This window comes from Nocardia sp. FDAARGOS_372, from assembly GCF_002554515.1.
Lineage (GTDB): Bacteria > Actinomycetota > Actinomycetes > Mycobacteriales > Mycobacteriaceae > Nocardia > Nocardia farcinica.
The window spans coordinates 4,766,681-4,790,267 of the sequence record NZ_PDDW01000001.1 but is presented as its reverse complement, the minus strand read 5'-3'; the positions used below and the strand labels follow the sequence as shown (position 1 = coordinate 4,790,267).

At 71.3% G+C, this 23,587-nt stretch carries 18 protein-coding genes; 13 read left to right on the top strand and 5 right to left on the bottom strand.

Annotation, left to right across the window (positions count from 1 at the left end; all coding sequences use genetic code 11):
- The first annotated feature begins 9 nt into the window (after positions 1–9).
- Complete coding sequence (locus CRM89_RS22485; RefSeq protein ID WP_228811061.1) at positions 10–390, top strand: DUF5313 family protein; 381 nt, start codon at positions 10–12, stop codon at positions 388–390.
- A gap of 49 nt (positions 391–439) precedes the next feature.
- Entirely contained in the window at positions 440–661 is a 222-nt protein-coding gene (locus tag CRM89_RS22480; RefSeq protein ID WP_060593888.1) for an RNA-binding S4 domain-containing protein, read from the top strand.
- 11 nt (positions 662–672) lie between these two features.
- On the opposite strand, the gene rraA is transcribed toward CRM89_RS22480, so the two are convergent.
- Positions 673–1,170, bottom strand: a complete 498-nt coding sequence (gene rraA, locus CRM89_RS22475; RefSeq protein WP_011206633.1) for a ribonuclease E activity regulator RraA — start codon at positions 1,168–1,170, stop codon at positions 673–675.
- Between the two features lie 123 nt (positions 1,171–1,293).
- Between rraA and lysX the strand changes: the two genes are divergently transcribed.
- The 5 genes from lysX (at position 1,294) to CRM89_RS22450 (ending at position 6,913) form a co-directional block, all read left to right on the top strand.
- Positions 1,294–4,611 carry a bifunctional lysylphosphatidylglycerol synthetase/lysine--tRNA ligase LysX gene (gene lysX, locus CRM89_RS22470; protein ID WP_195039582.1) on the top strand — a complete coding sequence of 1,106 codons (3,318 nt, stop codon included), beginning with the start codon at positions 1,294–1,296 and terminating at the stop codon, positions 4,609–4,611.
- 121 nt (positions 4,612–4,732) lie between these two features.
- Positions 4,733–5,179: a hypothetical protein gene (locus CRM89_RS22465; RefSeq protein ID WP_228789941.1), complete on the top strand. Its 447-nt coding sequence runs from the start codon at positions 4,733–4,735 to the stop codon at positions 5,177–5,179.
- Positions 5,180–5,274: 95 nt separating this feature from the next.
- On the top strand, positions 5,275–5,739 hold the full coding sequence (locus CRM89_RS32135) for a hypothetical protein (protein ID WP_098086087.1): 465 nt from the start codon (positions 5,275–5,277) through the stop codon (positions 5,737–5,739).
- 137 nt (positions 5,740–5,876) lie between these two features.
- Positions 5,877–6,491, top strand: coding sequence for a histidine phosphatase family protein (locus CRM89_RS22455; RefSeq protein ID WP_098087088.1), 615 nt, complete (start codon positions 5,877–5,879; stop codon positions 6,489–6,491).
- A 107-nt stretch (positions 6,492–6,598) separates the two neighbouring features.
- Complete coding sequence (locus tag CRM89_RS22450; RefSeq protein WP_086840502.1) at positions 6,599–6,913, top strand: hypothetical protein; 315 nt, start codon at positions 6,599–6,601, stop codon at positions 6,911–6,913.
- A gap of 58 nt (positions 6,914–6,971) precedes the next feature.
- Here CRM89_RS22450 and CRM89_RS22445 read toward each other — a convergent pair whose 3' ends face one another.
- The 3 genes from CRM89_RS22445 to gltB all read right to left on the bottom strand — a co-directional run bounded on the left by CRM89_RS22445 (position 6,972) and on the right by gltB (position 14,316).
- The gene (locus CRM89_RS22445) at positions 6,972–7,871 is read right to left on the bottom strand and encodes a cutinase family protein (RefSeq protein ID WP_060593894.1); all 900 of its coding nucleotides are present in this window, start codon (positions 7,869–7,871) and stop codon (positions 6,972–6,974) included.
- 284 nt (positions 7,872–8,155) lie between these two features.
- Complete coding sequence (locus CRM89_RS22440; protein WP_011206626.1) at positions 8,156–9,625, bottom strand: glutamate synthase subunit beta; 1,470 nt, start codon at positions 9,623–9,625, stop codon at positions 8,156–8,158.
- 44 nt (positions 9,626–9,669) lie between these two features.
- Positions 9,670–14,316, bottom strand: a complete 4,647-nt coding sequence (gene gltB, locus CRM89_RS22435; RefSeq protein WP_060593895.1) for a glutamate synthase large subunit — start codon at positions 14,314–14,316, stop codon at positions 9,670–9,672.
- Between the two features lie 945 nt (positions 14,317–15,261).
- Here gltB and CRM89_RS22430 point away from each other — a divergent pair.
- The 5 genes from CRM89_RS22430 (at position 15,262) to CRM89_RS22410 (ending at position 21,548) form a co-directional block, all read left to right on the top strand.
- The gene (locus CRM89_RS22430) at positions 15,262–16,914 is read left to right on the top strand and encodes a DUF4407 domain-containing protein (RefSeq protein WP_098086084.1); all 1,653 of its coding nucleotides are present in this window, start codon (positions 15,262–15,264) and stop codon (positions 16,912–16,914) included.
- Between the two features lie 443 nt (positions 16,915–17,357).
- Positions 17,358–18,242 carry a hypothetical protein gene (locus CRM89_RS22425; RefSeq protein ID WP_098086082.1) on the top strand — a complete coding sequence of 295 codons (885 nt, stop codon included), beginning with the start codon at positions 17,358–17,360 and terminating at the stop codon, positions 18,240–18,242.
- Complete coding sequence (locus CRM89_RS22420) at positions 18,239–19,273, top strand: DUF4129 domain-containing protein (RefSeq protein ID WP_086844618.1); 1,035 nt, start codon at positions 18,239–18,241, stop codon at positions 19,271–19,273. The genes CRM89_RS22425 and CRM89_RS22420 overlap by 4 nt, the downstream gene beginning before the upstream one ends.
- Positions 19,270–20,250: a MoxR family ATPase gene (locus tag CRM89_RS22415; protein ID WP_098086078.1), complete on the top strand. Its 981-nt coding sequence runs from the start codon at positions 19,270–19,272 to the stop codon at positions 20,248–20,250. The genes CRM89_RS22420 and CRM89_RS22415 overlap by 4 nt, the downstream gene beginning before the upstream one ends.
- A 2-nt stretch (positions 20,251–20,252) precedes the next feature.
- Entirely contained in the window at positions 20,253–21,548 is a 1,296-nt protein-coding gene (locus CRM89_RS22410) for a DUF58 domain-containing protein (RefSeq protein ID WP_098086075.1), read from the top strand.
- Positions 21,549–21,580: 32 nt separating this feature from the next.
- On the opposite strand, the gene CRM89_RS22405 is transcribed toward CRM89_RS22410, so the two are convergent.
- Entirely contained in the window at positions 21,581–22,360 is a 780-nt protein-coding gene (locus CRM89_RS22405) for an RDD family protein (RefSeq protein ID WP_098086073.1), read from the bottom strand.
- A 44-nt stretch (positions 22,361–22,404) separates the two neighbouring features.
- On the opposite strand from CRM89_RS22405, the gene CRM89_RS22400 reads away from it, so the two are divergent.
- Entirely contained in the window at positions 22,405–23,448 is a 1,044-nt protein-coding gene (locus tag CRM89_RS22400; protein WP_098086071.1) for a stage II sporulation protein M, read from the top strand.
- Positions 23,449–23,587: the final 139 nt, after the last annotated feature.

The window sequence follows — 23,587 nt, the reverse complement described above, 5'->3', positions numbered from 1 at the left end:
CTGTCCGGTATGAGCGGACGCACCTGCCCGAACCCGGCGCAGCGCCTGGCCTACATCTACGGCGCCACGCTGCCGCCGTCGATGTCGGAGTGGGTGCTCGCCGATCTCACCGGTCCGGGCGCCACCCGCCGGTACCTCACCCGCATCCTGCTGCCGATCATCCCGGTGCTGTGCCTGTTACTGCTGCTGCCCGGGCCGTTGTGGATGGGGTTGGCGATGATGGCGCTGCTCTACCTGCCGCTGATCTACTTCACGATCGCGTTGATGTACGTCTACCGCAGGCACCGGTTGCTCCAGCACGGTCTGGATCCGGCGCTGGCCGACGCGGACGTGCGGGCCAGGGGCGCCGCCGAGCGACTGGCCTACGAACGCAAGCACGGGCGGGCCTGATCGGAGCCCGCCCGCGCCACGCTGTTCGGTGCGGCCGATAATCGATCCCATGTCCGACCCTGTCGACGTCCCCATCACCGACGACCTGATCAAGCTCGGCCAGTTCCTCAAACTGGCCAACCTGATCGACTCCGGCTCGGAGGCCAAGACGGTGATCGCGGCCGGATTGGTGCGGGTGAACGACGAGGTCGAGCTACGCCGCGGCCGCCAGCTGCAGGTCGGCGACGTCGTGGTCCTCGCCGGTCACAAGGTGCGGGTGGCGGCCGCCTGAGCGGCGGCGCCTCACTCGGCCCGCACCACGATCCCGTCGTGGTCGCTGTAGAGCATCTCGCCGGGCACGAAGGTCACGCCGCCGAACTCGACCGGCACGTCGCGCTCGCCGCTGCCGGTCTGGGTGCTCTTGCGCGGGTTGGTGCCCAGCGCCTTGATGCCGATGTCGAGGGTGCGCAGGATCGCCGAGTCGCGCACGGCACCGTTGACGATCACGCCCGCCCAGCCGTTGTCCACGCCGCGGCCGGCGATGATGTCGCCCACCAGGGCGGTGTGCACGCTCGCGCCGCCGTCGACGACGAGCACCTTGCCCTCCCCCGGCTCGCCGAGGGTCTGCTTCACCAGCAGGTTGTCCTGGAAGCAGCGGATGGTGGTGATGCGGCCGGAGAACGCGGCGCGCCCGCCGAATTGGATGAACTGGGTGTCGCAGCTGCGGATCTCGGGGCCGATCTCGTCGGCGAGATCGGCGGTGGCGACGACGGTTGACTCGGTGTTCGCTGGTTCGGGCATACGCCGATTCTCCCCGCGCCGGGTGCGCGTCCGCGCACGACCCCCGTCCACGAAGTGGACAACCCGCCGCCGACCGGCGTGGCACCCCGGCACTTACCGCCCGGCAGCGTCCACACTGGGAAGGTGACTGCCTCGCTGTCCCATCGACGTCCCGATTCCGTTCAGGACGCACCGCCCGCTCCGGTGCCGCATCGCGCGCACGGCAGGCTGCGGGAGGTTCCGCACATCGCGGGACTGGTGCTCGGTGTGTTCGCGGTGGCCTGCCTGCTGTGGAGTCTGTCGCCGGCGCTGCGGTTCCTGACCGGGCCGCCGCGCCGCTTCGTCGACGACTACTACTTCGACGCCCCCGACACCAACGTGATGTGGGCGCTGATCGTGGGCCTGCTCGCCGGCGCGATCGCCAGCCGCAAGCGGATCGCCTGGTGGTTGCTGGTGGGCTATCTGACGCTGTTCGCGGTGGCCAACGGGTTGCGCTTCGCCGCCGAGCAGAACATCAACGCCCTGGTGGCGATGATCGTGCAGGTCGGCGTGGTCGGCCTGTTGATCGCGGCGTGGCCGGAGTTCTACACCCGGGTGCGGCGCGGGGCCGGCTGGAAGGCGCTGGGCGTGCTGGTCGGCGGGCTGGCGATCGGCTGCCTGCTGGGCTGGGGCCTGGTGGAGGTGTTCCCCGGCTCGCTGCCGCCGGGCTGGCAGCGGCCCGGCTGGGCGGTGTACCGGGTGACCGCGGCGATCCTGGTGGAGAACGAGCATTTCGACGGGCACCCGCGCCCGTTCGTCAACGTGCTGCTCGGCCTGTTCGGCGCGATCGCGTTGCTGGCGGCGGTGCTCACGCTGCTGCGCTCCCAGCGCGCCGCCAACGCGATGACCGGCCTGGACGAGTCCGCGATCCGCGGCCTGCTGGAGCATTCGGACGTGGAGGACTCGCTGGGCTACTTCGCGACCCGGCGCGACAAGGCGGTGGTGTTCGCGCCCAGTGGCAAGGCGGCGGTGACCTACCGCGTCGAGCTCGGCGTCTGCCTGGCCAGCGGCGACCCCGTCGGCGTGCGCGAGGCCTGGCCGCACGCGATCGACGCCTGGCTGCGGCTGGCCGACCGGTTCGGTTGGACACCGGCGGTGATGGGCGCGAGCGAGGAGGGCGCGACCGCCTATCGCCGCGCGGGCCTGTCGGCGCTGCGCCTCGGCGACGAAGCCGTGCTCGACACCCGCGATTTCTCGCTGGCCGGTCCCGAGCTGCGGCAGGTGCGACAGGCCGCCAACCGGTTGCGCAAACAGGGTGTGCGGGTGCGCATCCGCCGCCACCGCGAGATTCCGTCGGCGGAGTTCGAGCAGATCATGGCCCGCGCCGACGCCTGGCGCGACACCGAGACCGAGCGCGGCTTCTCCATGGCGCTCGGCCGCCTCGGCGACCCACTGGACGCGGACTGCCTGCTGGTGGAGGCCGTGGCCGCCGACGACCGCGTGCTGGGCATGCTCTCGCTGGTGCCGTGGGGCCGCACGGGGGTGTCGCTGGAGTTGATGCGCCGCGATCCGCAGGGGCCCAACGGTGTGATGGAGCTGATGATCTCGCAGCTGGCGCTGAACTCCGAGCAGTTCGGCATCACCCGGGTCTCGTTGAACTTCGCGGTCTTCCGCTCGGTGTTCGAGGAGGGCGGGCGGATCGGCGCGGGCCCGGTACTGCGGTTGTGGCGCGGCGTGCTGTTGTTCTTCTCCCGCTGGTGGCAGCTCGAGGCGCTGTACCGGTCCAATGTGAAGTACCAACCCGACTGGGTGCCGCGGTTCTTCCTGTTCGAGGAACGCAGGCAGCTGCCGCGGGTGGCGGTGGCCAGCGCCCTCGCCGAAGGCTTCCTGCCGCGTCTGGGCCAGGATCCCGACGCGAGCGCGCACACCGGTGCGCAGAGCGCGGTGCCCGACACGCTCACCGGCCTGCACGCCGACGGCAGCCCACCGGACTGGCCGAAACCCGACCTCCTCGACAGCGGCCCGCGCAGGCCCGAGCAGGTCCGGGTGCGCATGGCGAAGCTGGACCGGATGACGGCGGCGGGTGTGGACGCCTACCCGGTGGCCTACCCGCCGACCCACACCGTCGCCGCGGCTCGGCGTTCGCCACGCGGGACTACCGTGCGGGTGTGCGGGCGGCTGCTGCGCATCCGCGACTACGGCGGCGTGGTGTTCGCGCTGCTGCGCGACTGGTCCGACGACATCCAGCTGGTGATCGACCGCGAGCGGGTGGGGGCGGCGCGCAGCGCGGAGTTCGGCGAGTACTTCGACCTGGGCGATCTCATCGAGGTCAGCGGGCAGATCGGGCGCAGCCGCAGCGGCGAGCTCTCGCTGCTGGCCGCGGACTGGCGGATGCTGGGCAAGTGCCTGCACCCGCTGCCGGACAAGTGGAAGGGCCTGGCCGACCCGGAGGCGCGGGTGCGTCAGCGCTACGTCGACATGGCGATCAACCCGGAGACCCGGGACGTGCTCGCCAAGCGCAGCGCGGTGGTCCGCTCGCTGCGCGAGTCGCTGAACTCCTGGGGCTATCTCGAGGTGGAGACACCCATCCTGCAGCAGGTGCACGGCGGCGCCAACGCCACCCCGTTCACCACCCACATCAACGCCTACGACCTGGACCTCTACCTGCGTATCGCGCCCGAGCTGTATCTCAAGCGGCTGTGCGTGGGCGGCATGGAGAAGGTGTTCGAACTGGGCCGCACCTTCCGCAACGAGGGCGTGGACTTCAGCCACAACCCCGAGTTCACCATCCTCGAGGCCTACGAGGCGCACAGCGACTACATCCGGATGATGCACACCTGCCGGGTGCTCATCCAGAACGCCGCGCTCGCGGCGAACGGCTCGATGGTCGCGATGCGGCCGGGCGCGGACGGCGCGCTGGAGCCGGTGGACATCTCCGGTGACTGGCCGGTCAAGACGGTGCACGGCGCGGTGTCGGCGGCCGTGGGCACCGAGATCACCCCGCGGACCGGCGTCGCGGAACTGCGCGAACTCTGCGACCGGGTCGGCGTGCCGTATCAGCACGGCTGGGACGAGGGCCAGATCGTGTTGGAGATGTACGAGCACCTGGTGGAGGCACGCACCGAGGAACCGACCTTCTACGTCGACTTCCCGACCTCGGTCTCGCCGCTGACGCGGGCGCACCGCAGCACTCCCGGCGTCACCGAACGCTGGGATCTGGTGGCCTGGGGCGTCGAACTGGGCACCGCCTACAGCGAACTCACCGACCCGGTCGAGCAGCGGCGCAGGCTCACCGAACAGTCGGTGCTCGCCGCCAACGGCGACCCGGAGGCGATGGAGCTGGACGAGGACTTCCTACAGGCGCTCGAGCACGCCATGCCACCCACCGGCGGCCTCGGCATGGGGGTGGACCGCATCGTCATGCTCATCACCGGCCGCAGCATCCGCGAGACACTGCCGTTCCCGCTCGTCAAGCCCCGCTGATGCGAATCCCGCTCGGAGCCCGGTGTTTCCGGGCGGGGTTAACGAATCCCCGCGCGCGGCTATAACCTTGGAGACTCGGCCGGGAGGAGCCGAAACCAACGAGAAACGGGACGGGGGATTCATGTACCTCGACGTGCTTTCCGGAGCGAGCGTGCTGGACCATTCGGTCTGGGCGAGCCCGGACACGCTGCTGGCGTCGGACACCTACGCGCAGGCGATCGAACACCTGGCCAAGCGGCGCAGGAACCGGGGCAGCGGAGGCGGCGGCGGCCGCGGCGGCCTGATCTTCGGCGCGATCTGCTGTGTGCTGGTGATCGTGGCCATCGGCGTCGGCATCTACCTGATGACCAAGCGGAAGAAGAACAACGACCAGGGCGGGCAGGCACCGTACGGCCGGCCGGACGGCCAACTCCCGTACGGGCAGGCCGCGTACGGGCAGGCGCCCTACGGGCAGACCGGCGATCAACCGCTGTACGGCCAACAGCCCTACGGCCAACCGCCGTACGGCGCGCCCGGCGGCCAACCGCCTTATGGCGGGCCCGGCGGACAGCCGCCGTACGGTCACTGACCCGTTTCACCTATCCGACAACGGGCATGCCCCCATCGCTATACCGTGAAGATTCGGCCGGGGAGCAGCCGTGACCATCGAGGACGGGACGGGACATGTACCTTGACCTGCTGACCAACGCCAACCTGCTGGACCACGCGGTCTGGGCGAGCCCCGACACCTGGGGCAGCTCCGACACCTATACCCAGGCGATGGAACACGCCGCGCGTCGGCGCCGCCGTGGCGGTGGCGGCCTGGTCTTCGGCGCCATCTGCTGCGTGGCGGTGATCGCGGCCATCGGCGTCGGCATCTACCTGATGACCAAGCGGAAGAAGAACAACGACCAGGGCGGGCAGGCACCGTACGGCCAGCCGGGCGGCCAGCCGCCCTACGGCGCACCGGGCGGCGGCCAGCCGTACGGGCAGGGCGGTGAATCGGGCGGCCAGACCTACGGCCAGTCCTACGGCGCGCCGGGCGGCCAACCGCCCTACGGCGCGCCCGGCGATCAGCCGCCGTACGGCGCACCGGGCGATCAGCCGCCGTCCGGTCCGAGCGGTCCGCCGCCCACCGGCAAGTCCTGACATCACGCACGGGGCCGGGAGCCTTCGCTCCCGGCCCCGTCGCATGTCCGCCCACCGAACCGGTGCCCGGTGGCGTGTCGGCCGCCCCGCCCGAGCCCGACGCGCACGCCCGCTTCCCCGTGCGGCACAGTGAACGGGTGCAGTTGATTCTTGTCCGTCATGCCCAGCCGCTCCGGGTGGTCGACGCCGCGGGCCCCGCCGATCCCGACCTGTCGGAGATCGGCCGCGAGCAGGCGGAGCGGGTACCCGCCGCCCTGAGTCACTATCACCGGATCACCCGGGTGCTCAGCAGCCCGCAGGCGCGGGCCCGCCAGACCGCGGCCCCGACCGCGGCCAAGCTCGGTCTGCCGGTCGAGATCGTCGACGATCTCGCCGAGTACGACCGCGACCTGCCCGCCTACATTCCCATCGAGGACGCCAAGCTGGAGTTCCGCGACGCCTACGAGCGGATCAAGGCCGGGCACCTGCCCGAGCAGATCGACGGCCCGGCCTTCGTGCGCCGGGTGCTGGCCGCCGTCGACACCGTGGTGGCAGGCACCGAGCCGGAGGACACCGTGGTGGCGTTCGCGCACGGTGGCGTGGTCAATGTGCTGCTCCAGGACGTGCTCGGCCTGGCGAGACCGTTGACCTTCCCCATCGACTACTGCTCGATCACCCGGATGTTGTTCTCGCGCACCGGTCGCCGCAGCGCGGCCACCGTCAACGAGAACGGCCACGTCTGGGATCTGCTGCCGCGCAACCGGGACCGCTGACTCACAGCGAATTCCCCGGCTCGTCGCAGCGTGGCCCCAGCCCCGCCGCCTTTCCTGGAGAGGTGCCGCCCCACCGGCGCGGCGCCCACGCAGAGAAAGGACATCCGTTGACTTCCCAGAGGTTCTCGCTCTCCCGCACGTCCCTCCGCCGCGGCTCGGCCCGGGTCGCCCTGGCCGGTGCCCTCGCGCTGGTACCGCTCGGCGCGCTCGCGGCCACCGCCTCCGCGGAAGCGCCCGCCGACGACGCGGTGGTGGTCCAGGAGGCCGCCCCGCAGGCGGCCGACATCAGCAGGCCGTTCGATCGCGACCGTCCCGGGCCGGGACCCGACCGCATCATCTTCCGCGACGAACGCGATCCGCGCGGCGACGGCCCGGTCGTGCTCGAACGCCGCCTGCTGCCGCCCACCGGCTCCGCGGGCTGAGCCGACGAAGGCCCGCCGCCCCCATGCGGGGCGACGGGCCTTCGTGAGGTGTTGCCGCTCAGGCCATTCCGGCGATCCAGTTGTGCATCCAGGAGATCGCGGTCTGACCGCCACCGACGGAGTAGCTGCCGTACACGGTGTGCGCCTGCGAGCGGTAGAAGCGCTCGAGATCCTTGGCGCGCTTCTGGTTCGCCGATTCCGAGAGCTGCGCCTGCAGGGTGGGCATGCCGCCGTGCGCCATCAGGTCGTTGATGATGGCGCCCGCCTCGAGCTGGTACCGCCAGATGTTGGCGGGGTTGGCGTCCGAGCTCTGCGCGAGGAAGCCCGCGAAGCGGGTGACGAAATCGTCGGGCGCAGTGGCGCAGTAGAGATCGTCGACCGCGCAGATGGTGCGGACCCGGTCGCTGACCCAGCCGAAGCCGCCCGGCCGCGGGCCGCTGGCGCCCGCACCGGGCGCGGGCGGGCCGACCTGCACGTCGGTGGGCGAGCGCCGCGGGTCGGAGATCAGACCGACGCCGGCGAGCCGGTCCGGCGGCACCACACCCAGGCCGGTGCCGATCTCGGCGGCGAGATCACCGGCGGCGTCGGCGCCCTGGCTGTAGCCCACCAGGGCCATCCGGGTGCCGCCGCACCGCTGGGCCATCGCGCCGATCAGACCGCGGGCGGCGGAGACGGCCTCCTTCTTGGAGTTGCCGTACACCTCACCCTCCCACGGGAAGGCGGTGGCCGCGTAGGTCACGTAGTCGACGTCGACGTTGCGCGGCAGGCCGCGGGTGACTCCGGAGAGCATGCCGGGCTGCGGCTGCTTCTCGTGGCCGGTCTCCCAGGTGCCCGGGATGGCCACCACGTAGAGGCTCGGGCAGTCGTCGGCCACCGCCGTGGCCCCGCCGCCGAACACCAGGCCGGAGGCAATCGCCGCCGAGGCGCCCAGCCCGGCGACCACCTTCTTCCACCGCATACCGCTCCAGTTCGAACCCGTGCCCCACGCGGGAGCAGATCCCGACAAGTTTGCGCTGATCATGCTGAACCCTGCGGATGTCGCGTCAGTGCACGCTCGGTGAACTCCCGTTACCACCCCGAGATCCCAGCACGACCGAGATCACAATAGGGCGACCGCGGCCCGAACGCCATTCGAGAGCGATATCCGGCCGGAATTCGAAAGCCGGTGGGGCGGGTGGACGCACGAAAAGGCGCCCGTGGACGAGTTGTCCACGGGCGCCCCGAGTTTCGGTACGGGCAGGGTCAGCGCTGGGCGACCATGGTGGGCGTGATCGGCGCGGGCAGCGCGGTCTCGCCCTCCAGGAACTGGTCGACCGCGGCGGCCGCGGCCCGGCCCTCGGCGATGGCCCACACGATCAGCGACTGACCGCGCCCCATGTCACCGGCGACATAGACACCGGGCACGTTGGTGGCCCAGTTCTTGTCCCGCTGCACGTTGCCACGCTGGTCGTAGCCGACACCGAGATCGGTGAGCAGGCCACCCTTCTCCGGGCCGACGAAGCCCATCGCCAGCAGCACCAGATCGGCCTCGAGGGTGAAGTCGGTGCCCTCGACCTTCTCGAAGCGGCCGTTGACCATCTTCACCTCGTGCGCCTCCAGGCCGGTCACCTTGCCGTCCTTGCCCACGAAGCGCTCGGTGTTCACCGAGAACACCCGCTCGCCGCCCTCCTCGTGCGCCGAGGACACCCGGTACATCAGCGGGTAGGTCGGCCACGGGGTCGACGCGGCGCGCTCGGCGGGCGGGCGCGGCATGATCTCGAACTGGTGGACGCTGGCCGCGCCCTGCCGGTGCGAGGTGCCCAGGCAGTCCGCGCCGGTGTCGCCGCCACCGATGATGACGACCTTCTTGCCCTTGGCGTGGATCGGCGGCAGCCCGTCGGCGTCGGTCACCGGGTCACCGAGCTGCACCCGGTTGGCCCAGGGCAGGAACTCCATCGCCTGGTGGATGCCGTCCAGCTCACGGCCGGGGATCGGCAGATCGCGCGCCTGGGTGGCGCCACCGGCCAGCACGATCGCGTCGTACTGCTCGCGCAGTTCGTCGGCGGTGATGTCGACGCCCACGTTCACGCCGGTCTTGAAGATGGTGCCCTCGGCCTCCATCTGCGCGAGCCGGCGATCGATGAAGCGCTTCTCCATCTTGAACTCGGGGATGCCGTAGCGCAGCAGGCCACCGATGCGGTCGGCGCGCTCGAACACCGTCACCGTGTGACCGGCGCGGGTCAGCTGCTGGGCCGCGGCCAGGCCGGCGGGGCCGGAGCCGACCACCGCGACCTTCTTGCCGGTCAGCCGGGTCGGGTAGACCGGAGCCACCCAGCCCTCGTCGAAGGCGTTCTCGATGATCTCGACCTCGACCTGCTTGATCGTGACCGGATCCTGGTTGATGCCGAGCACGCAGGAGGCCTCGCACGGCGCGGGGCACAACCGCCCGGTGAACTCCGGGAAGTTGTTGGTCGCGTGCAGCCGGTCGATGGCCTCGCGCCAGCGGTCCCGGTACACCAGGTCGTTCCACTCGGGAATCAGGTTCCCGAGCGGACAACCGTTGTGACAGAACGGGATACCGCAGTCCATGCAGCGGCTGGCCTGGGTCTGCAGGGTCTGGTGGGAGAAGTTCTCCTCGTAGACCTCTTTCCAGTCCATCAACCGCAGCGGAACCGGACGCCGGTCGGGCAGTTCCCGCTTGGTGTGCTTCAGAAATCCCTGGGGGTCAGCCACGTGCGGCCTCCGTCTTCCTACCAGTCGTCATGTCGGTCACGCGCTCACCCACGAGCCGCCTCCATGATCGCCTCGTCCACGTCCTTGCCGCTCTTCTCGGCTTCGGAGATGGCGAGCAGAACCTTCTTGTATTCGCGCGGCATGACCTTCACGAAGTGGTTCACCTGCTGCGACCAATCGCTGAGGATGCGATCGGCCACGGCCGAACCGGTCTTGTCGCGATGCTCGGCGATGATGTCGCGCAGCCAGGTGAAGTCGTCACCGGCGAGCTGCTCGAGCGCGTCGCGCTGCTCCGGATTGACCCGGGCGGCGAAGGTGCCGTTCGGGTCGTAGACGAAGGCGACGCCGCCGGACATACCGGCGCCGAAGTTGCGCCCGGTCTCACCGAGGATGACCACCCGGCCGCCGGTCATGTACTCGCAGCCGTGGTCGCCCACGCCTTCGACCACCGCGGTGGCGCCGGAGTTGCGCACCGCGAACCGCTCGCCGACCACGCCGCTGATGAACGCCTTGCCGCTGGTCGCGCCGAACAGGATCACGTTGCCCGCGATGATGTTCTGGTCGGCCACGAACTCGGCCGGCGCGTTGGGCGCCGGGCGAACGACCAGGTGGCCGCCCGAGAGACCCTTGCCGACGTAGTCGTTGGCATCGCCCTGCACCCGCAGCGTGATGCCCGCGGGCACGAAGGCGCCGAAGCTGTTGCCCGCCGACCCGGTGAAGGTGATGTCGATGGTGTCGTCGGGCAGGCCCGCGCCACCGTAGAGCTTGGTCACCTCGTGGCCGAGCATGGTGCCGACCGTCCGGTTCACGTTGGTGATCTTGGTGTCGATCTTCACCGGCTTGCCGCGCTCGAGCGCCTCGCGCGCCTCGGTGATGAGCTGCTGGTCCAGTGCCCGGTCCAGGCCGTGGTCCTGGCTCTTGGTGCAGCGGCGATCCTGGAACATGAACGCCGTCTCGATGTCGTCGAGGATCGGCGAGAGGTCCAGCTTGCTGGCCTTCCAGTGCTGCTTGGCCTTGCTGGTGTCGAGCAGGTCGACCCGGCCGATGGCCTCGTCCAGCGTGCGGAAGCCCAGCTGCGCCAGCAGTTCCCGGACCTCCTCGGCGATGAAGAGGAAGAAGTTCTCCACGAACTCCGGCTTGCCGGTGAAGCGCTCGCGCAGCACCGGGTTCTGGGTGGCGACGCCGACCGGACAGGTGTCGAGGTGACACACCCGCATCATCACGCAGCCGGAGACCACCAGCGGCGCGGTCGCGAAACCGTACTCCTCGGCGCCGAGCAGCGCGGCGATCATCACGTCGCGGCCGGTCTTCATCTGGCCGTCGACCTGCACCACGATGCGGTCGCGCAGACCGTTGAGCAGCAGCGTCTGCTGGGTCTCGGCCAGGCCGAGCTCCCACGGACCGCCCGCGTGCTTGAGCGAGGTCAGCGGCGAGGCGCCGGTGCCACCGTCGTGGCCGGAGATGAGTACCACGTCCGCGTGCGCCTTGGACACACCGGCGGCGACGGTGCCGACGCCGGGCTCGGCGACGAGTTTCACGTGAATCCGCGCCTGCGGGTTCGCGTTCTTCAGGTCGTGGATCAGCTGCGCCAGGTCCTCGATCGAGTAGATGTCGTGGTGCGGCGGCGGCGAGATCAGGCCGACGCCCGGCGTCGAGTGCCGCACCTCGGCGACCCACGGGTACACCTTGTGCGCGGGCAGCTGACCGCCCTCGCCCGGCTTGGCGCCCTGGGCCATCTTGATCTGGATGTCGGTGCAGTTGGTCAGGTAGTGCGCGGTCACGCCGAAGCGGCCGGAGGCCACCTGCTTGATGGCGCTGCGCCGCCAGTCGCCGTTCTCCTCGACCTCGAAGCGGGCCGGGTGCTCGCCGCCCTCACCGGAGTTCGAGCGGCCGCCGAGCCGGTTCATCGCGATGGCGAGGGTCTCGTGCGCCTCGGCGGAGATGGAGCCGTAGCTCATCGCGCCGGTGGAGAAGCGCTTGACGATCTCGCTCGCCGGCTCGACCTCGTCGATCGGGATGGGCGCGCGCTCGCCCTTCTTGAACTTGAACAGGCCGCGCAGCGAGGCCAGCCGCTCGGACTGGTCGTCGACCAGCTTGGTGTACTCCTTGAAGATCGAGTACTGGCCGGTGCGGGTGGCGTGCTGCAGCTTGAACACCGTGTCCGGGTTGAACAGGTGGTACTCGCCCTCGCGCCGCCACTGGTACTCGCCGCCCACCTCGAGCTCGCGGTGCGCGCGCTCGTTGCGGTTCTCCAGGAAGGCGATCCGGTGCCGGGCCGCCACGTCGTCGGCGATCTCGTCCAGGCCGATGCCGTCCAGGTGCGAGCGCAGGCCGGTGAAGTACTCGTCCACCAGCTCCTGCGACAGGCCGATCACCTGGAAAAGCTGCGCGCCGTTGTAGGAGGCCAGGGTGGAGATGCCCATCTTGGACATCACCTTCAGCACGCCCTTGCCCGCTGCCTTGATGTAGTTGGCGACCGCCTTGCGGTAGTCCGAGGCCAGGTCGCCGGTGCCCAGGTCGAGCGCGCCGCGCTCGAGCATGTCCTCGATGGTCTCGAAGGCCATGTAGGGGTTGATGGCGCCGGCGCCGAAGCCGACCAGCATGGCCATGTGGTGCACCTCGCGGGCGTCACCGGCCTCCACGATCAGGCCGACCTTGGTGCGGGTCCGCTCGCGCACCAGGTGGTGGTGCACCGAGGAGGTGAGCAGCAGCGACGGGATCGGCGCCAGCTTCTCGTTGGACTCGCGGTCCGACAGCACGATGATGCGCGCGCCGCCCTCGATGGCCGCCGAGACCTGGGTGTTGATGGCCTGCAGGGCCTTGCGCAGGCCCTTGCCGCCCTTCTTCACCGGGTACAGGCCGCGCACGACCACCGACCGCAGGTCCGGCTGGGAACCGTCGTCGTTGATGTGCACGAGCTTGGCCAGCTCGTCGTTGTCCAGGATCGGCTGCTCGATGGCGATCTGCTTGCACGACTCCGGGCCGGGGTGCAGCAGGTCGGCTTCCGAACCCAGGTTGCGCTTGAGGCTGGTGACGACCTCCTCGCGGATCGCGTCCAGCGGCGGGTTGGTCACCTGCGCGAACAGCTGGGAGAAGTAGTCGAACAGCAGCCGCGGCCGCGAGGAGAGCACCGCGATCGGGGTGTCGGTGCCCATCGAGCCCAGCGCCTCACCACCGGTCTTGGCCATCGGCGAGATGAGCAGGCTGAGTTCCTCGGTGGTGTAGCCGAAGATCTGCTGGCGGATCAGCACGCGGTCGTGCGACATGTGCACGTGCGGGCGGTCGGGCAGGTCGGCCAGCCGGGTGACGCCCTCGTCCAGCCACTGCTGGTAGGGGTGCTCGGCGGCGAGCTGGGTCTTGATCTCGTGATCGTCGACGATGCGGCCCTGCGAGGTGTCGACCAGGAACATGCGGCCCGGCTGCAGGCGCGCCTTGCGCACCACCTTGGCGGGGTCGATGTCGAGCACGCCGACCTCGGAGGCCATCACGACCAGGCCGTCGTCGGTCACCCAGATGCGGCTCGGGCGCAGGCCGTTGCGGTCGAGCACGGCGCCGACGACGGTGCCGTCGGTGAAGCACACCGAGGCGGGGCCGTCCCACGGCTCCATCAGCATCGAGTGGTACTCGTAGAAGGCGCGCAGCTGCGGATCCATGCTGTCGTGCCGCTCCCACGCCTCGGGGATCATCATCAGCACGGCGTGCGGCAGGCTGCGCCCGCCCAGGTGCAGCAGTTCCAGCACCTCGTCGAAGCGCGCGGTGTCGCTGGCGCCCGGGGTACAGACCGGGAAGATCTTCTCCAGCCGGTTCTTGCCCGCGGCATCGGTACCGAAGACGTCGCTGTTCAGCAGCGCCTCGCGGGCCCGCATCCAGTTCTCGTTACCGGTGACGGTGTTGATCTCACCGTTGTGCGCGACGCGGCGGAACGGGTGCGCCAGCGGCCAGGACGGGAAGGTGTTGGTCGAGAAGCGCGAGTGCACGATGCCCAGCGCCGACTCCACCCGGTCGTCCTGCAGGTCCAGGTAGAACGCCCGCAGCTGCGGGGTGGTGAACATGCCCTTGTAGACGAAGGTCTGGCCGGACAGGCTCGGGAAGTACACGGTCTCGCGGCCGGTGGCGCCCTCGCCGGCACCCTGGGTGCCCAGTTCGTGCTCCACCCGCTTGCGGATGACGTAGGCGCGCCGCTCCAGGTCCATGCCCGAGAGCTGCTCGGCGCCGTTGCGCGGCGAGGCGATGAAGATCTGCCGGAAGGTCGGCATGGCGTCGCGGGAGAGAGCGCCCAGCGACGAGTCGTCGATCGGCACCTCGCGCCAGCCGAGAACCTCGAGGCCCTCTTCCTTGACGATCTTCTCCACGCCGTAGGCGGCCCGGGCCGCTTCGCGCCGCGCCTGCGGCAGGAAGGCGATACCGGAGGCGTAGGAGCCCTCGGGGGGCAGCTCGAAGTCGACGATGGCGCGGAAGAAGCGGTCCGGAATCTGGATCAGGATGCCCGCGCCGTCGCCGGAATTCGGCTCGGCGCCGGCGGCACCGCGGTGCTCCAGGTTCAACAGGGCCGTGATGGCCTTGTCGACGATGTCGCGGCTACGGCGGCCGTGCATGTCGACGACGAATGCGACACCACAGGCGTCGTGCTCGTTCGCCGGGTCGTAGAGACCGATGGGTCCAGGTGACCTGTGGCCAGGAAGTTGCGTCATGCCTCTGCCTTCAAGAAAGTGGCCTTCGAAGAAAAACGGCCTTTCGTCGAACGCCTCCGTCAAGACTGCGCCCGTACGGTCCGGAAACCAGCCGCGCTGATGGTCTTCGGCGTGCAGTCACGTCTCCAGTTGTCCACCCGCTGGGAATACGAAGTGGGTGCTCGGCGGTAACGGAACGCTGACGTGTTCCTTACCTCCGCGCGGGTGCTCGCCCGCTACTCTGGGCACCGGCTTCGTGAGCCCGAGCAGGCGAGGTGCCGACCGTTTGTGCGTTCGGCGTAAGAGCAAACGATAAGTCAGGTCCGGGGCCCAACCAACTTAGGTAGTACTAATAACCTGGTCTAGCTGGGCTTCTGCATTTCGGTCCTCCACGTGTGCGCGTTGTCCAGTGTAAAGCAGCGGTTGGACCCCGATCGATCCCCCGGCACCCCGCACCGACGGGTGGACAACGGGTGCGCCCACGGCCTCCGGCGGGCAGGGCCGAGCTCCGGAATCCGCCGCCACCTGCATCGAAGATGATTTCCCAGCCGCGTCCAGCGGCAAACCCGCGGGCGCGCGGCTAACCGGACAGCCGTACGGTGAGATGTTCGCGACACCGGTCGTGACAGGCCATTCACTCGATCCGACCGTCCGGGTTCTTTTTTCGCTGTGGCTTTCAGCACACCTCTGGCAAACCTTGCGGCGAGGGACTTTTCGGCGTCGGGCCGCCCGGTCCCACGCCGATCGCAGCGGCACCCCTCGCGCTCGGTCCGGCCGGGCGGTCCGGGCGGGGTCGTCGGCGGAGAACGCAGCCTCACCCGGCCGTCGCGAGGCGTCGAAATTCACCGGTGTGAGGCTGACCACATCGCGTCGCCGACTCTCGGTGTGTCGGGTTCGGGCCTGTCACTCTGTCAACGAAATCCGCCCGCGGCCGCAGGCCGAAGCTTCCGGAGGAAGTGGGGATCCATGTCCGTCACCGGTGCGTTCACCTGGCTGGGCGGTGCGCGTCCGGGGGCGGTCGACGAGCCGCACGAGCGCGCGAGCTATCTGCTCACCGGTGCGGCCGTCGCCCTGTTCGCCCTGGTGACCGGCGGTATCGTCACCGCGGCCGCCGCGCGGGCGTGGCCGCTCGCCGCGGCGATCGCGGTGGGTGCGGTCCTCGCGGCCGCGGCGCTGCTCGTCGGCCGGGCACTGGCCACCCCGCGGGTGGGCCCGATGCCCGACCGGTTCGGCGTCGCGGGCCGGGCCACGGCCGCGGTGCTGATCGGTGTGCTGGTCGCCGAGGCGGCGACCACCCTGCTGTTCACCGCGGGCGTGGACCGGGTCCTGGACGAAAAAGCGCACGCGGCAGCGGAATCCGCGCCCGCCGTCCGCGCCGCCCGCGCCGGATACGAGCGGGCGGTCGCGGACCGCGCGGCCCTGGACCGCACGATCGCCGAGGCGAAGGCCGAGACCGATCGCGCGCTGGTGACGGCCCGCTGCGAATACAACCCCGCCCCCCAGTGCCCGCCCACCAGGATCACCGGCGTACCGGGCGACGGACCGGAGCACCGGACCGCACAGGAGATGCTCGCCGAGGCCAGGGCCCGGCTCGCGGCCGCCGAGGCGCGGGTGCCGGGCCTGGACGCGCGTGTGGCCGAGGCCGAGAAGAGCACGGCGGCAGCTCTTTCCGACGCCCGCACCGCGGGTGACCGAGGCGTCGGCGCCCGCTGGGCGGCGATGCACGACCACACCACCGATTCGATGGGGGCGCTGCTCCCCCGGCTGGCGACCCTGCTCGCCTGCCTGCTGCTGGCCCTGCTGCCGCTGCTGCTGCGCTGGTGGCGGGGAGTCACCTCGGTCGACCGGCACGCCGCGGCGCGGGCGGTCATCGACGAGGCCGACCGGGATGCCGAGGCCGCCATCGCCGTCACCAGGGCGAACCTGCGGGCGGCCACCGCCGAGCTGCGCGCCGAACAGGAACTCACCGCCGCGCGGCTGGCCGCCGAGGCCGACACCGCCATCGACCGGGAACGCCAGCGCACCAGGATCATCGCCGCCATCGGCGGGTTGGAGATCGGCATCACCGAACCGCCCCGCACCCCGATCCGTCCGGCGGCCGGACAGCCCGAGCTGCCCGCCGGACCGGTCCCCCGAGAGGACACCGCCGTGCCCGAGACCCCGAACCTGCCCGCCCGCACCGCCGACGAGCGGCCCGGCGGCGGCCTGGAGTTGCCGATCATCGGCACCGTCCCGTTCACCGACACCGCCGCCCGCTGGATCCGGCCGCTGGTGCCCGGCTTCGTCGCCGACGCGATCGACACCGCGACCCACCCGCTGCGCACCGCCCGCCAGGCGTTCGAGGAGGTGGAGGAGATCACCTTCACCTTCCGCCGCACCCGAAAGGTCACCGTCGACGACTCGGCCTCGTCCCGGTCGTACCCGGCGGCCGATCCGTGGTACGCCCAGCGCGTCGCCGCGGCGGTGGTGGACGTGCCCGTGCGGGAAGCCGCTGCCGCACAGCCGAACCCGGGACGAGCCGCGCTCACCACCGCCGAGCCCACCCCCGCCCTCCTCGACCGCGACCAGCCCGCCGTATCCCAGCGGCAGGGACCGCCCGCACTCCCGCCCGCCCACTGATCGTCCGCGGAGTCCGTGCACCGAATCAGGCTGCCGTAGCGGCATCGCAGCCCGGGCGACCACCGGCCACCACGGCCCCCCACTCGCACGCGCCCGCACCTCCGCTCGCCCACCGATCACTCGCAAGGCCGTCCGCCGAGGCAGGCCGCGCCGGCCACCAGCCGCAGCGGCATCGCAGCCCAGGCCACCGCGCGCCCACACTCGCACGCCCCGCGCTCCCGCCCGCCCCCCATCCGCCGCGGGATCGGTGCCCGGACGAGCCGCACCGGCGACAAGTCGCGGCGGCATGGTGCGGCCACCGGATCTTCCTGCTGCGAGCTCTTCCCGCTGCGAGACGGAACTCCGACCGGGCAAGCGACCACGCTTGTCGCGCCCGCGCGCCGACGACTGCCCGCCGCCGCACTCCCCCGGCGTCCCGGTCCGTTTCCATTAGACTCCGAACCGTGTTGCCAGCCGCTGACCCGGCCGGTGTCGTCGGGGCGGGGGATGATCCGGTGCCGGAGTCGCCCGGACCGGTGGTCCCGATCCGTCCGCTCACCTTCCGCGAGCTGCTCGATCTGCCGTTCGCGCTGATCCAGGCGAATCCCGCCGCGCTGGCGGCGCTCGGCGGCGGCGCGGTGCTGGTGGCCGAGGTCGTGGTGGTGCTGCTCACCGCGAGCGTCGCGCGACTGACCGACGACGCCGATGCGGCGATCGCGTGGACCGCGGTGCTCACCACCCTGAGCTGCGCGTGGCTGGTACGGGTGCTGCTGCGCGCCACCGTGGTGCCCATCGCGCTCGCCGCGGCGTTCGGTCGCCGGACGGGTGTGCGCGCCGCCGTGTCCCACGCGAGCCACCTGGCCGGGCCGGTGTTGCTCGCGCACGCGCTGTTCACCCTGGTCGGTGTCGGTGTATCGGTGCTCGGGATTCTGCTGATCACCCTCCCGTTCGTCGTGGTCTGGCTGGGATATCTGCGCGGCACGCAGTTCCCCGCGCCCGTCGTCCTGTTCGCCGAGCCCACCACCCACCGCCAGAGCGTCGCGCGCGCCAAGCTGCTGACCGAGGGCACGCGGTGGCGGCTCACCGGGCTGTGGCTCGTGCAGCGGACCCTGTTCACGCTGCTGGCGGTCCCGCTGTTCGGCGTCATGCTCTTCGTCTCCGACATCACCGGCACCCACCGCTGGCCGGTGATCGTGTTGTTCACCGTGACGGGGCTGGTGCTGGCCGCGTTCGGGGAGATCGTCGAGTCGTGCGCGCGGGTGGTCTGCTACGTCGACCTGCGCTGCCGCCGCGAAGGCATGGACATCGTGGTGCCACGCGGCGGACAGGCTCGCGGAGGATCGGCATGACCGAGCCGGACCCGATCGCTCCCGACACCCCGAAGCTGGGTGCCGCGGCCGAGCATCGCGCCCGCGCCGAGGAGGCGGCCGCGCGCCGGGATTTCGATCGCGCGCTGCGTGAGCGGTTCCGCGCGGTGCTGCGCGGTATGGAACAGCAGGGCGTACTCGAGCCGCGCCGCTCGCGTACCGCGGACGAGACCGTCGACGATGCGTCGACGGTGCTCGCGCCGGAGATCACCACCGAATTGCAGCCCGCGGCACGCAGCTTCGACGAGGTCGTCTACGGCGGCAGGCGGGCCACCGAGGACGAGTACCGCAGGCTCGAATACGCCGACCGGTTCTCCGGATCCGCGCCGCCGCCCGCGGCCGAACCGGTCGAGCGGGAGGTGGCCGAGACCGCGCCACGTGGACGACGCACCCTGCCCGCGCTGCCCGCCCTGCTGCGCGATCCGAAGTTCTGGGCTGGGCTCGCCGCCCTGCTGGTGCTGGGTCTGCTGCTCTACGCCGCGCTGAACTCCTGCGGCGCGCCGACCGCGCCGAAACCGCCCCCGCCCGAATTCCCGCCACCCGGCGACGGCGGCAACGGCGGCGACGTGGACCTGCCGCCGGTCGGGCCCGGCGAGGATTCGCTGTTCGCCCGGCTGCCCGCGCCGGTGGCCTTCGGCGGACTGCAGTTCCTCGTCGCCGCCGTGCTGCTGGTGTGGTGGCGGGCCCGGCGGCGCGGCGCTCTGGTGCGCGAACCACGACCGGTGGAGGTCGCGGCCAACGAACTGCTCACCGGCCAGGCCGCGCTGTATCGCCGCAGCGGCGACCACGATCACGTGGCGGCCAAGCTCCGGGCGGCGACGCTGCGGCGGATCCGTCCGGAACTCGGCGTCGCCGCCGACGGTGGCGCCGACCGGATGGTCGCGGCGGTGGCGGCCCGCACCGGCCTTGACCCCGGGCTGGTGCACGACGCGCTGTTCGCCCCCGTGCCCGACGCGGCCACGCTGCCCGTGATCGCCGCCCAGCTGGAACTGATCGAGACGGAGGTCCGATGACCACGGACATCACCCACGCCCCCACCGCGCAGGACGCGCACGCCGCGCTCACCGCGTTGCGCGCCGAGATCGGCAAGGCTGTGGTCGGTAACGACAACGCGATCATGTATCTCGTGCTCGCGCTGCTGTGCCGGGGCCACGTGCTGCTCGAGGGCGTGCCGGGCGTGGCCAAGACGCTGCTGGTGCGAGCGCTGGCCACGGCGCTGGATCTCCAACACGCCCGCGTGCAGTTCACGCCCGACCTGATGCCGGGCGATGTCACCGGTTCGCAGATCTACGATCCGCATTCGGCCGAGTTCACCTTCCGGCAGGGTCCGGTCTTCACCAACCTGCTGCTCGCCGACGAGATCAACCGCACGCCCCCGAAAACCCAGTCGGCGCTGCTGGAATCGATGGAGGAGCGGCAGGTCTCCGTCGACGGCACACCGCGACCGCTTCCGGATCCGTTCGTGGTGATCGCGACCCAGAATCCGATCGAGCAGGAGGGCACCTATCCGCTGCCGGAAGCGCAGCTGGACCGCTTCCTGTTCAAGGTCGACATCCAGTTGCCCGGCCGCGACGACGAATTCCGCATCCTGCAACGGCACGCGGCCGGTTTCGACCCCCGCGATCTGGCCGCGGCGGGTCTGCGCCCGGTCGCCGGGGCCGCCCACATCGCCGCCGCCCGCAACGCCGTCGGCGGTGTGACCGTCAGCCCGGAGGTGCTCGCCTACACGGTGGACCTGTGCCGGGCCACCCGCAGCGCGCCCGCCGTCCAGCACGGCGCCTCCACCCGCGGTGCGACCGCACTGATGGCCGCGGCCCGCGCCTTCGCCTGGCTCACCGGGCGCGGCTTCACCACCCCCGACGACGTGAAGACGGTCGCGGTCGCCGTGCTGCGCCACCGGCTGCAACTGCGTCCGGAGGCGGAACTGGACGGCGTCACCGCCGAGGGCCTGCTGACCGGGCTGCTGCACGCGGTCCCGGTGCCGGTGTAGTCGTGGTCGTCAGCGGTCGGCTGGTCGCGCTCGCGGCGCTGCTCGCCCTGGGGGTCACCGTGCTGCTGCCGTCGGTGACCGGGGTCGTGCTCGCCACGCTCGTGCTGGTCGCGGCGGTGCTGGCCGATCTCGCCGCGGTGGCGCGCCCACGCGATCTGCGGCTGGAACGCCCGGCGCTGACCACGGTCCGGCTGGGCCGTCGTACCGAAGTCGAACTCACCGTGGTCAATTCCGGTTCCCGGACCGCCCGTGGTGTGCTCTGGGACGACTGGCCCGCCGGCGCCAGGGTCGAGAACCGCACCCACGCCATCGATCTCGCCCCGAACACGAAGGTGCGCCTGCGCACCGCCCTGACCCCGGTGCGCCGCGGTGACCGGACCGCGGGTCCGGTCACGCTGCGGCTGTTCGGCCCGCTCGGACTGGCCGGCGTGCAGAGCCGGCACGCCGTGCCTGCCCGGGTGCGCGCGCTGCCCGCCTTCCGCAGCGAGTACCTGCTGCGTTCGAAGGTGCAGCGGCTGCAGCATCTGGAGGGCCGCAACGTCGCCAACACCCGCGGCCAGGGCAGCGAGTTCGACTCCTTCCGCGAGTACGTCGCCGGTGACGACGTGCGCGCGATCGACTGGCGCGCCACCGCCCGTGCCACGGACGTGCTGGTGCGCACGTGGCGTCCCGAACGCAACAGGCATGTGCTGATGGTGCTCGACAGCGGCCGCGTCGGCGCGGGCCGCGTGGGCGCGGGCACCCGGCTCGACGCCGCGATCGAGGCCGCGCTGTTGCTCGGCGGGCTGGCCGCGGCGGCGGGCGACACCGTCGACCTGCTCGCCTACGACCGCACCGTGCGCACCGAGGTGCGTGGCATCGCAGGCAACCGGTTGCAACCGCAGTTGATGCACGCGCTGGCCGGGCTCACCCCCGCGCTGGCCGACACCGACGCGGCCGGACTGGTGCGCGCCGTGCTGGAGCGGGCGCGGCGGCGCTGTCTGGTCGTGCTGTTCACCGGACTCGACGCCGCCGTCGTGGAGCAGAACCTGCTCCCGGTGCTGCCGGTGCTGACCCGGCGCCACCGCGTGCTGGTCGTCTCGGTGGTCGACCCGGAGATCGCCGCCGCCGCCGCGACCCGCGACACCCTGGCCGACCTCTACACCGCGGCCGCCGCCGAGTCGGCACTCGCCGAGCGGGACCTGGTGCGGGAATCGTTGCGCCGCAAGGGCGTCGCGGTGGTGTCCGCCGCCCCGGACCGCCTTCCGGGCGCACTGGCCGACGAGTATCTGGAACTCAAACAGTCCGGCTCGCTGTGAGCAGAAGGCGGCACCTCCGGCCGCTGACCCGCTCAGGGGGTGCGCAGCAGCCCACCCGGTGCGCTCGGTGCGAGCGCGCGGCGTTGGCGTTCGGCGACGACCGCGCCGAGGATCTGCACGGGCGGACAGTTCGGCGGCGCGGGCACGCCGAGCCGGGCGCACACCGCCGCGACCAGTTCGCGGCCGAGCCCGTCCTGGGCCTGCGGGGTGAGCGTGCGCAGCCGGGTGAGGTACTGCCGCACCGCCAGCGCGAGATCCTCCGGAAGGCCCGACAGGTCGAGCCGGGTGGCCCACTCGATCAGCCAGGGCGGTGCGACCGCCAGCGCGGGAGCGGGCAACGCGGCCTCGGCGTGCACCACCACCGTTCCGGCGAGCACGTCACCGACCCGGCGGGCGGTCGGCGAGCACAGCGAGGTGAGCACGGCGATCGCGCCGAAGCCGCCGAGTATCCAGAAATCGACGATGGCGCCGGCGAGACCGCGGGTCAGCGCGTGCCGGAAGTCGATCGGCCCGCCGTCGGTGCGCAGCACGCGCAGGCCGAGCACGAGCTTTCCCAGCGTGCGGCCGCGGCTGAGGGTTTCGCAGGCGACCGGGTAGCCGACGAGCACGCTCACCATGGCGAGCACGACCGCGGTGTCCACCCAGGCGGTGTCGGCGCCGGTCTGCAGCAGCAGCACCCCGATCCCCGCCATCAGTCCGACCGCCAGCCCGATCTGCACCACCAGGTCGATCAGGAACGCGGCGGCGCGGGTCGGGATGCGGGCGATCGGAAGCTCGAGGGCGACCGCTTCGCCGGTGGTGAACTCTGCCATCTCGTTAGCATTCTTTCGACCGGCGGTAGTGGGAGGCAACCGACATGGACGTAGACGCATACAGTTACGCACACCGACGGTCCTGGCAACGACTCGACCAGCTGGCGCGGCAGCGCAGACTCACCGGCGCCGAGGCCGACGAGCTCGTCGCGCTCTACCGGCGCACCTCCCAGCAGCTGGCCCGCCTGCAATCCCACAGCCCCGACCCGCAACTGGTGGCGGGTCTGAGCGCGATCCTCACCCGGGCACGCGCCCGGGTGCTCGGCACCAGATCCGACACCTGGGCACAGATCGGCCGCTTCTACACGCACACCTTCCCCGTCGCGGTCTACCGTGCCTGGCCGTGGTGGGCCGGCGTCGCGGCGGCCTTTCTGCTGGTGTCGGCCTGGCTGGCCATCTGGGTGCAGGGCTCGGGCCGCGCTCGCGAAGTGCTCGGCATCCCGGACGACAACGACTACCTGACCGCGCCGGGCGGTGCGTTCGAGACCTACTACACCGAGCATCCCGGTGACGCCTTCGCCGCGCAGGTGTGGACCAACAACGCCTGGGTGTCGGCCATCGCCCTGTTCACCGGCGTGCTGATCCTGCCCGCGGTGTACCTGCTGTTCATGAACGCGCTCAACCTCGGCATCACCGCCGGCCTGATGGCCGAGGCCGGCCGGCTCGAGCCGTTCTTCGGCTTCCTGCTCCCGCACGGGACGTTGGAGTTGACCGCGGTGTTCGTGGCGGGCGGTGCGGGCCTGCAATTGGGCTGGACGCTGATCGACCCGGGCGGGGCGAGCCGGGTGGCCGCGGTGGCGCGCCAGGGCCGGGCCACCGCCGCGATCGCGCTGGGGCTGGTCGCCGTGCTGTTCGTCTCCGGCCTGCTGGAGGGCTTCGTCACGCCGAGCGGACTGCCCGCGCCGGTGCGGGTCGGGATCGGGCTGCTCGCCGAAGCGCTGTTCCTCGGGTACGTCGTCGGGCTCGGGCGGCGCGCGGTCCGCGAGCAACACGACGGGGAGGCCGGGGCGATCGGAGCGCTCGGAACGGCGAACGTGTCGAGCCGGGTGAACGAACAGCCAACGGTGAGCACACCCGCGCCACGCTGACTCCGGTCAATGAACAGCAACCGTGATGTCCGAGATCGGTTGCGGTATCCCCCATTTGAGTTCCGCTGGCCGCAGCGAGTCCAGCTCAGCTGCGGCCAGCGTTGCCGATGACTCTACACAATCGTTATGCCCGCGCAAC

Excerpts from the sequence above, each read along its gene's own strand:
- CRM89_RS22430 (WP_098086084.1), top strand. The coding sequence starts at position 15,262 with ATGTCCGTCACCGGTGCGTTCACCTGGCTGGGCGGTGCGCGTCCGGGG.
- rraA (WP_011206633.1), bottom strand. The coding sequence starts at position 1,170 with ATGCCCGAACCAGCGAACACCGAGTCAACCGTCGTCGCCACCGCCGAT.
- CRM89_RS32135 (WP_098086087.1), top strand. The coding sequence starts at position 5,275 with ATGTACCTTGACCTGCTGACCAACGCCAACCTGCTGGACCACGCGGTC.
- CRM89_RS22465 (WP_228789941.1), top strand. The coding sequence starts at position 4,733 with ATGTACCTCGACGTGCTTTCCGGAGCGAGCGTGCTGGACCATTCGGTC.
- CRM89_RS22480 (WP_060593888.1), top strand. The coding sequence starts at position 440 with ATGTCCGACCCTGTCGACGTCCCCATCACCGACGACCTGATCAAGCTC.
- gltB (WP_060593895.1), bottom strand. The coding sequence starts at position 14,316 with ATGACGCAACTTCCTGGCCACAGGTCACCTGGACCCATCGGTCTCTAC.
- CRM89_RS22400 (WP_098086071.1), top strand. The coding sequence starts at position 22,405 with ATGGACGTAGACGCATACAGTTACGCACACCGACGGTCCTGGCAACGA.
- CRM89_RS22445 (WP_060593894.1), bottom strand. The coding sequence starts at position 7,871 with ATGCGGTGGAAGAAGGTGGTCGCCGGGCTGGGCGCCTCGGCGGCGATT.
- CRM89_RS22485 (WP_228811061.1), top strand. The coding sequence starts at position 10 with ATGAGCGGACGCACCTGCCCGAACCCGGCGCAGCGCCTGGCCTACATC.
- CRM89_RS22420 (WP_086844618.1), top strand. The coding sequence starts at position 18,239 with ATGACCGAGCCGGACCCGATCGCTCCCGACACCCCGAAGCTGGGTGCC.
- CRM89_RS22405 (WP_098086073.1), bottom strand. The coding sequence starts at position 22,360 with ATGGCAGAGTTCACCACCGGCGAAGCGGTCGCCCTCGAGCTTCCGATC.
- CRM89_RS22415 (WP_098086078.1), top strand. The coding sequence starts at position 19,270 with ATGACCACGGACATCACCCACGCCCCCACCGCGCAGGACGCGCACGCC.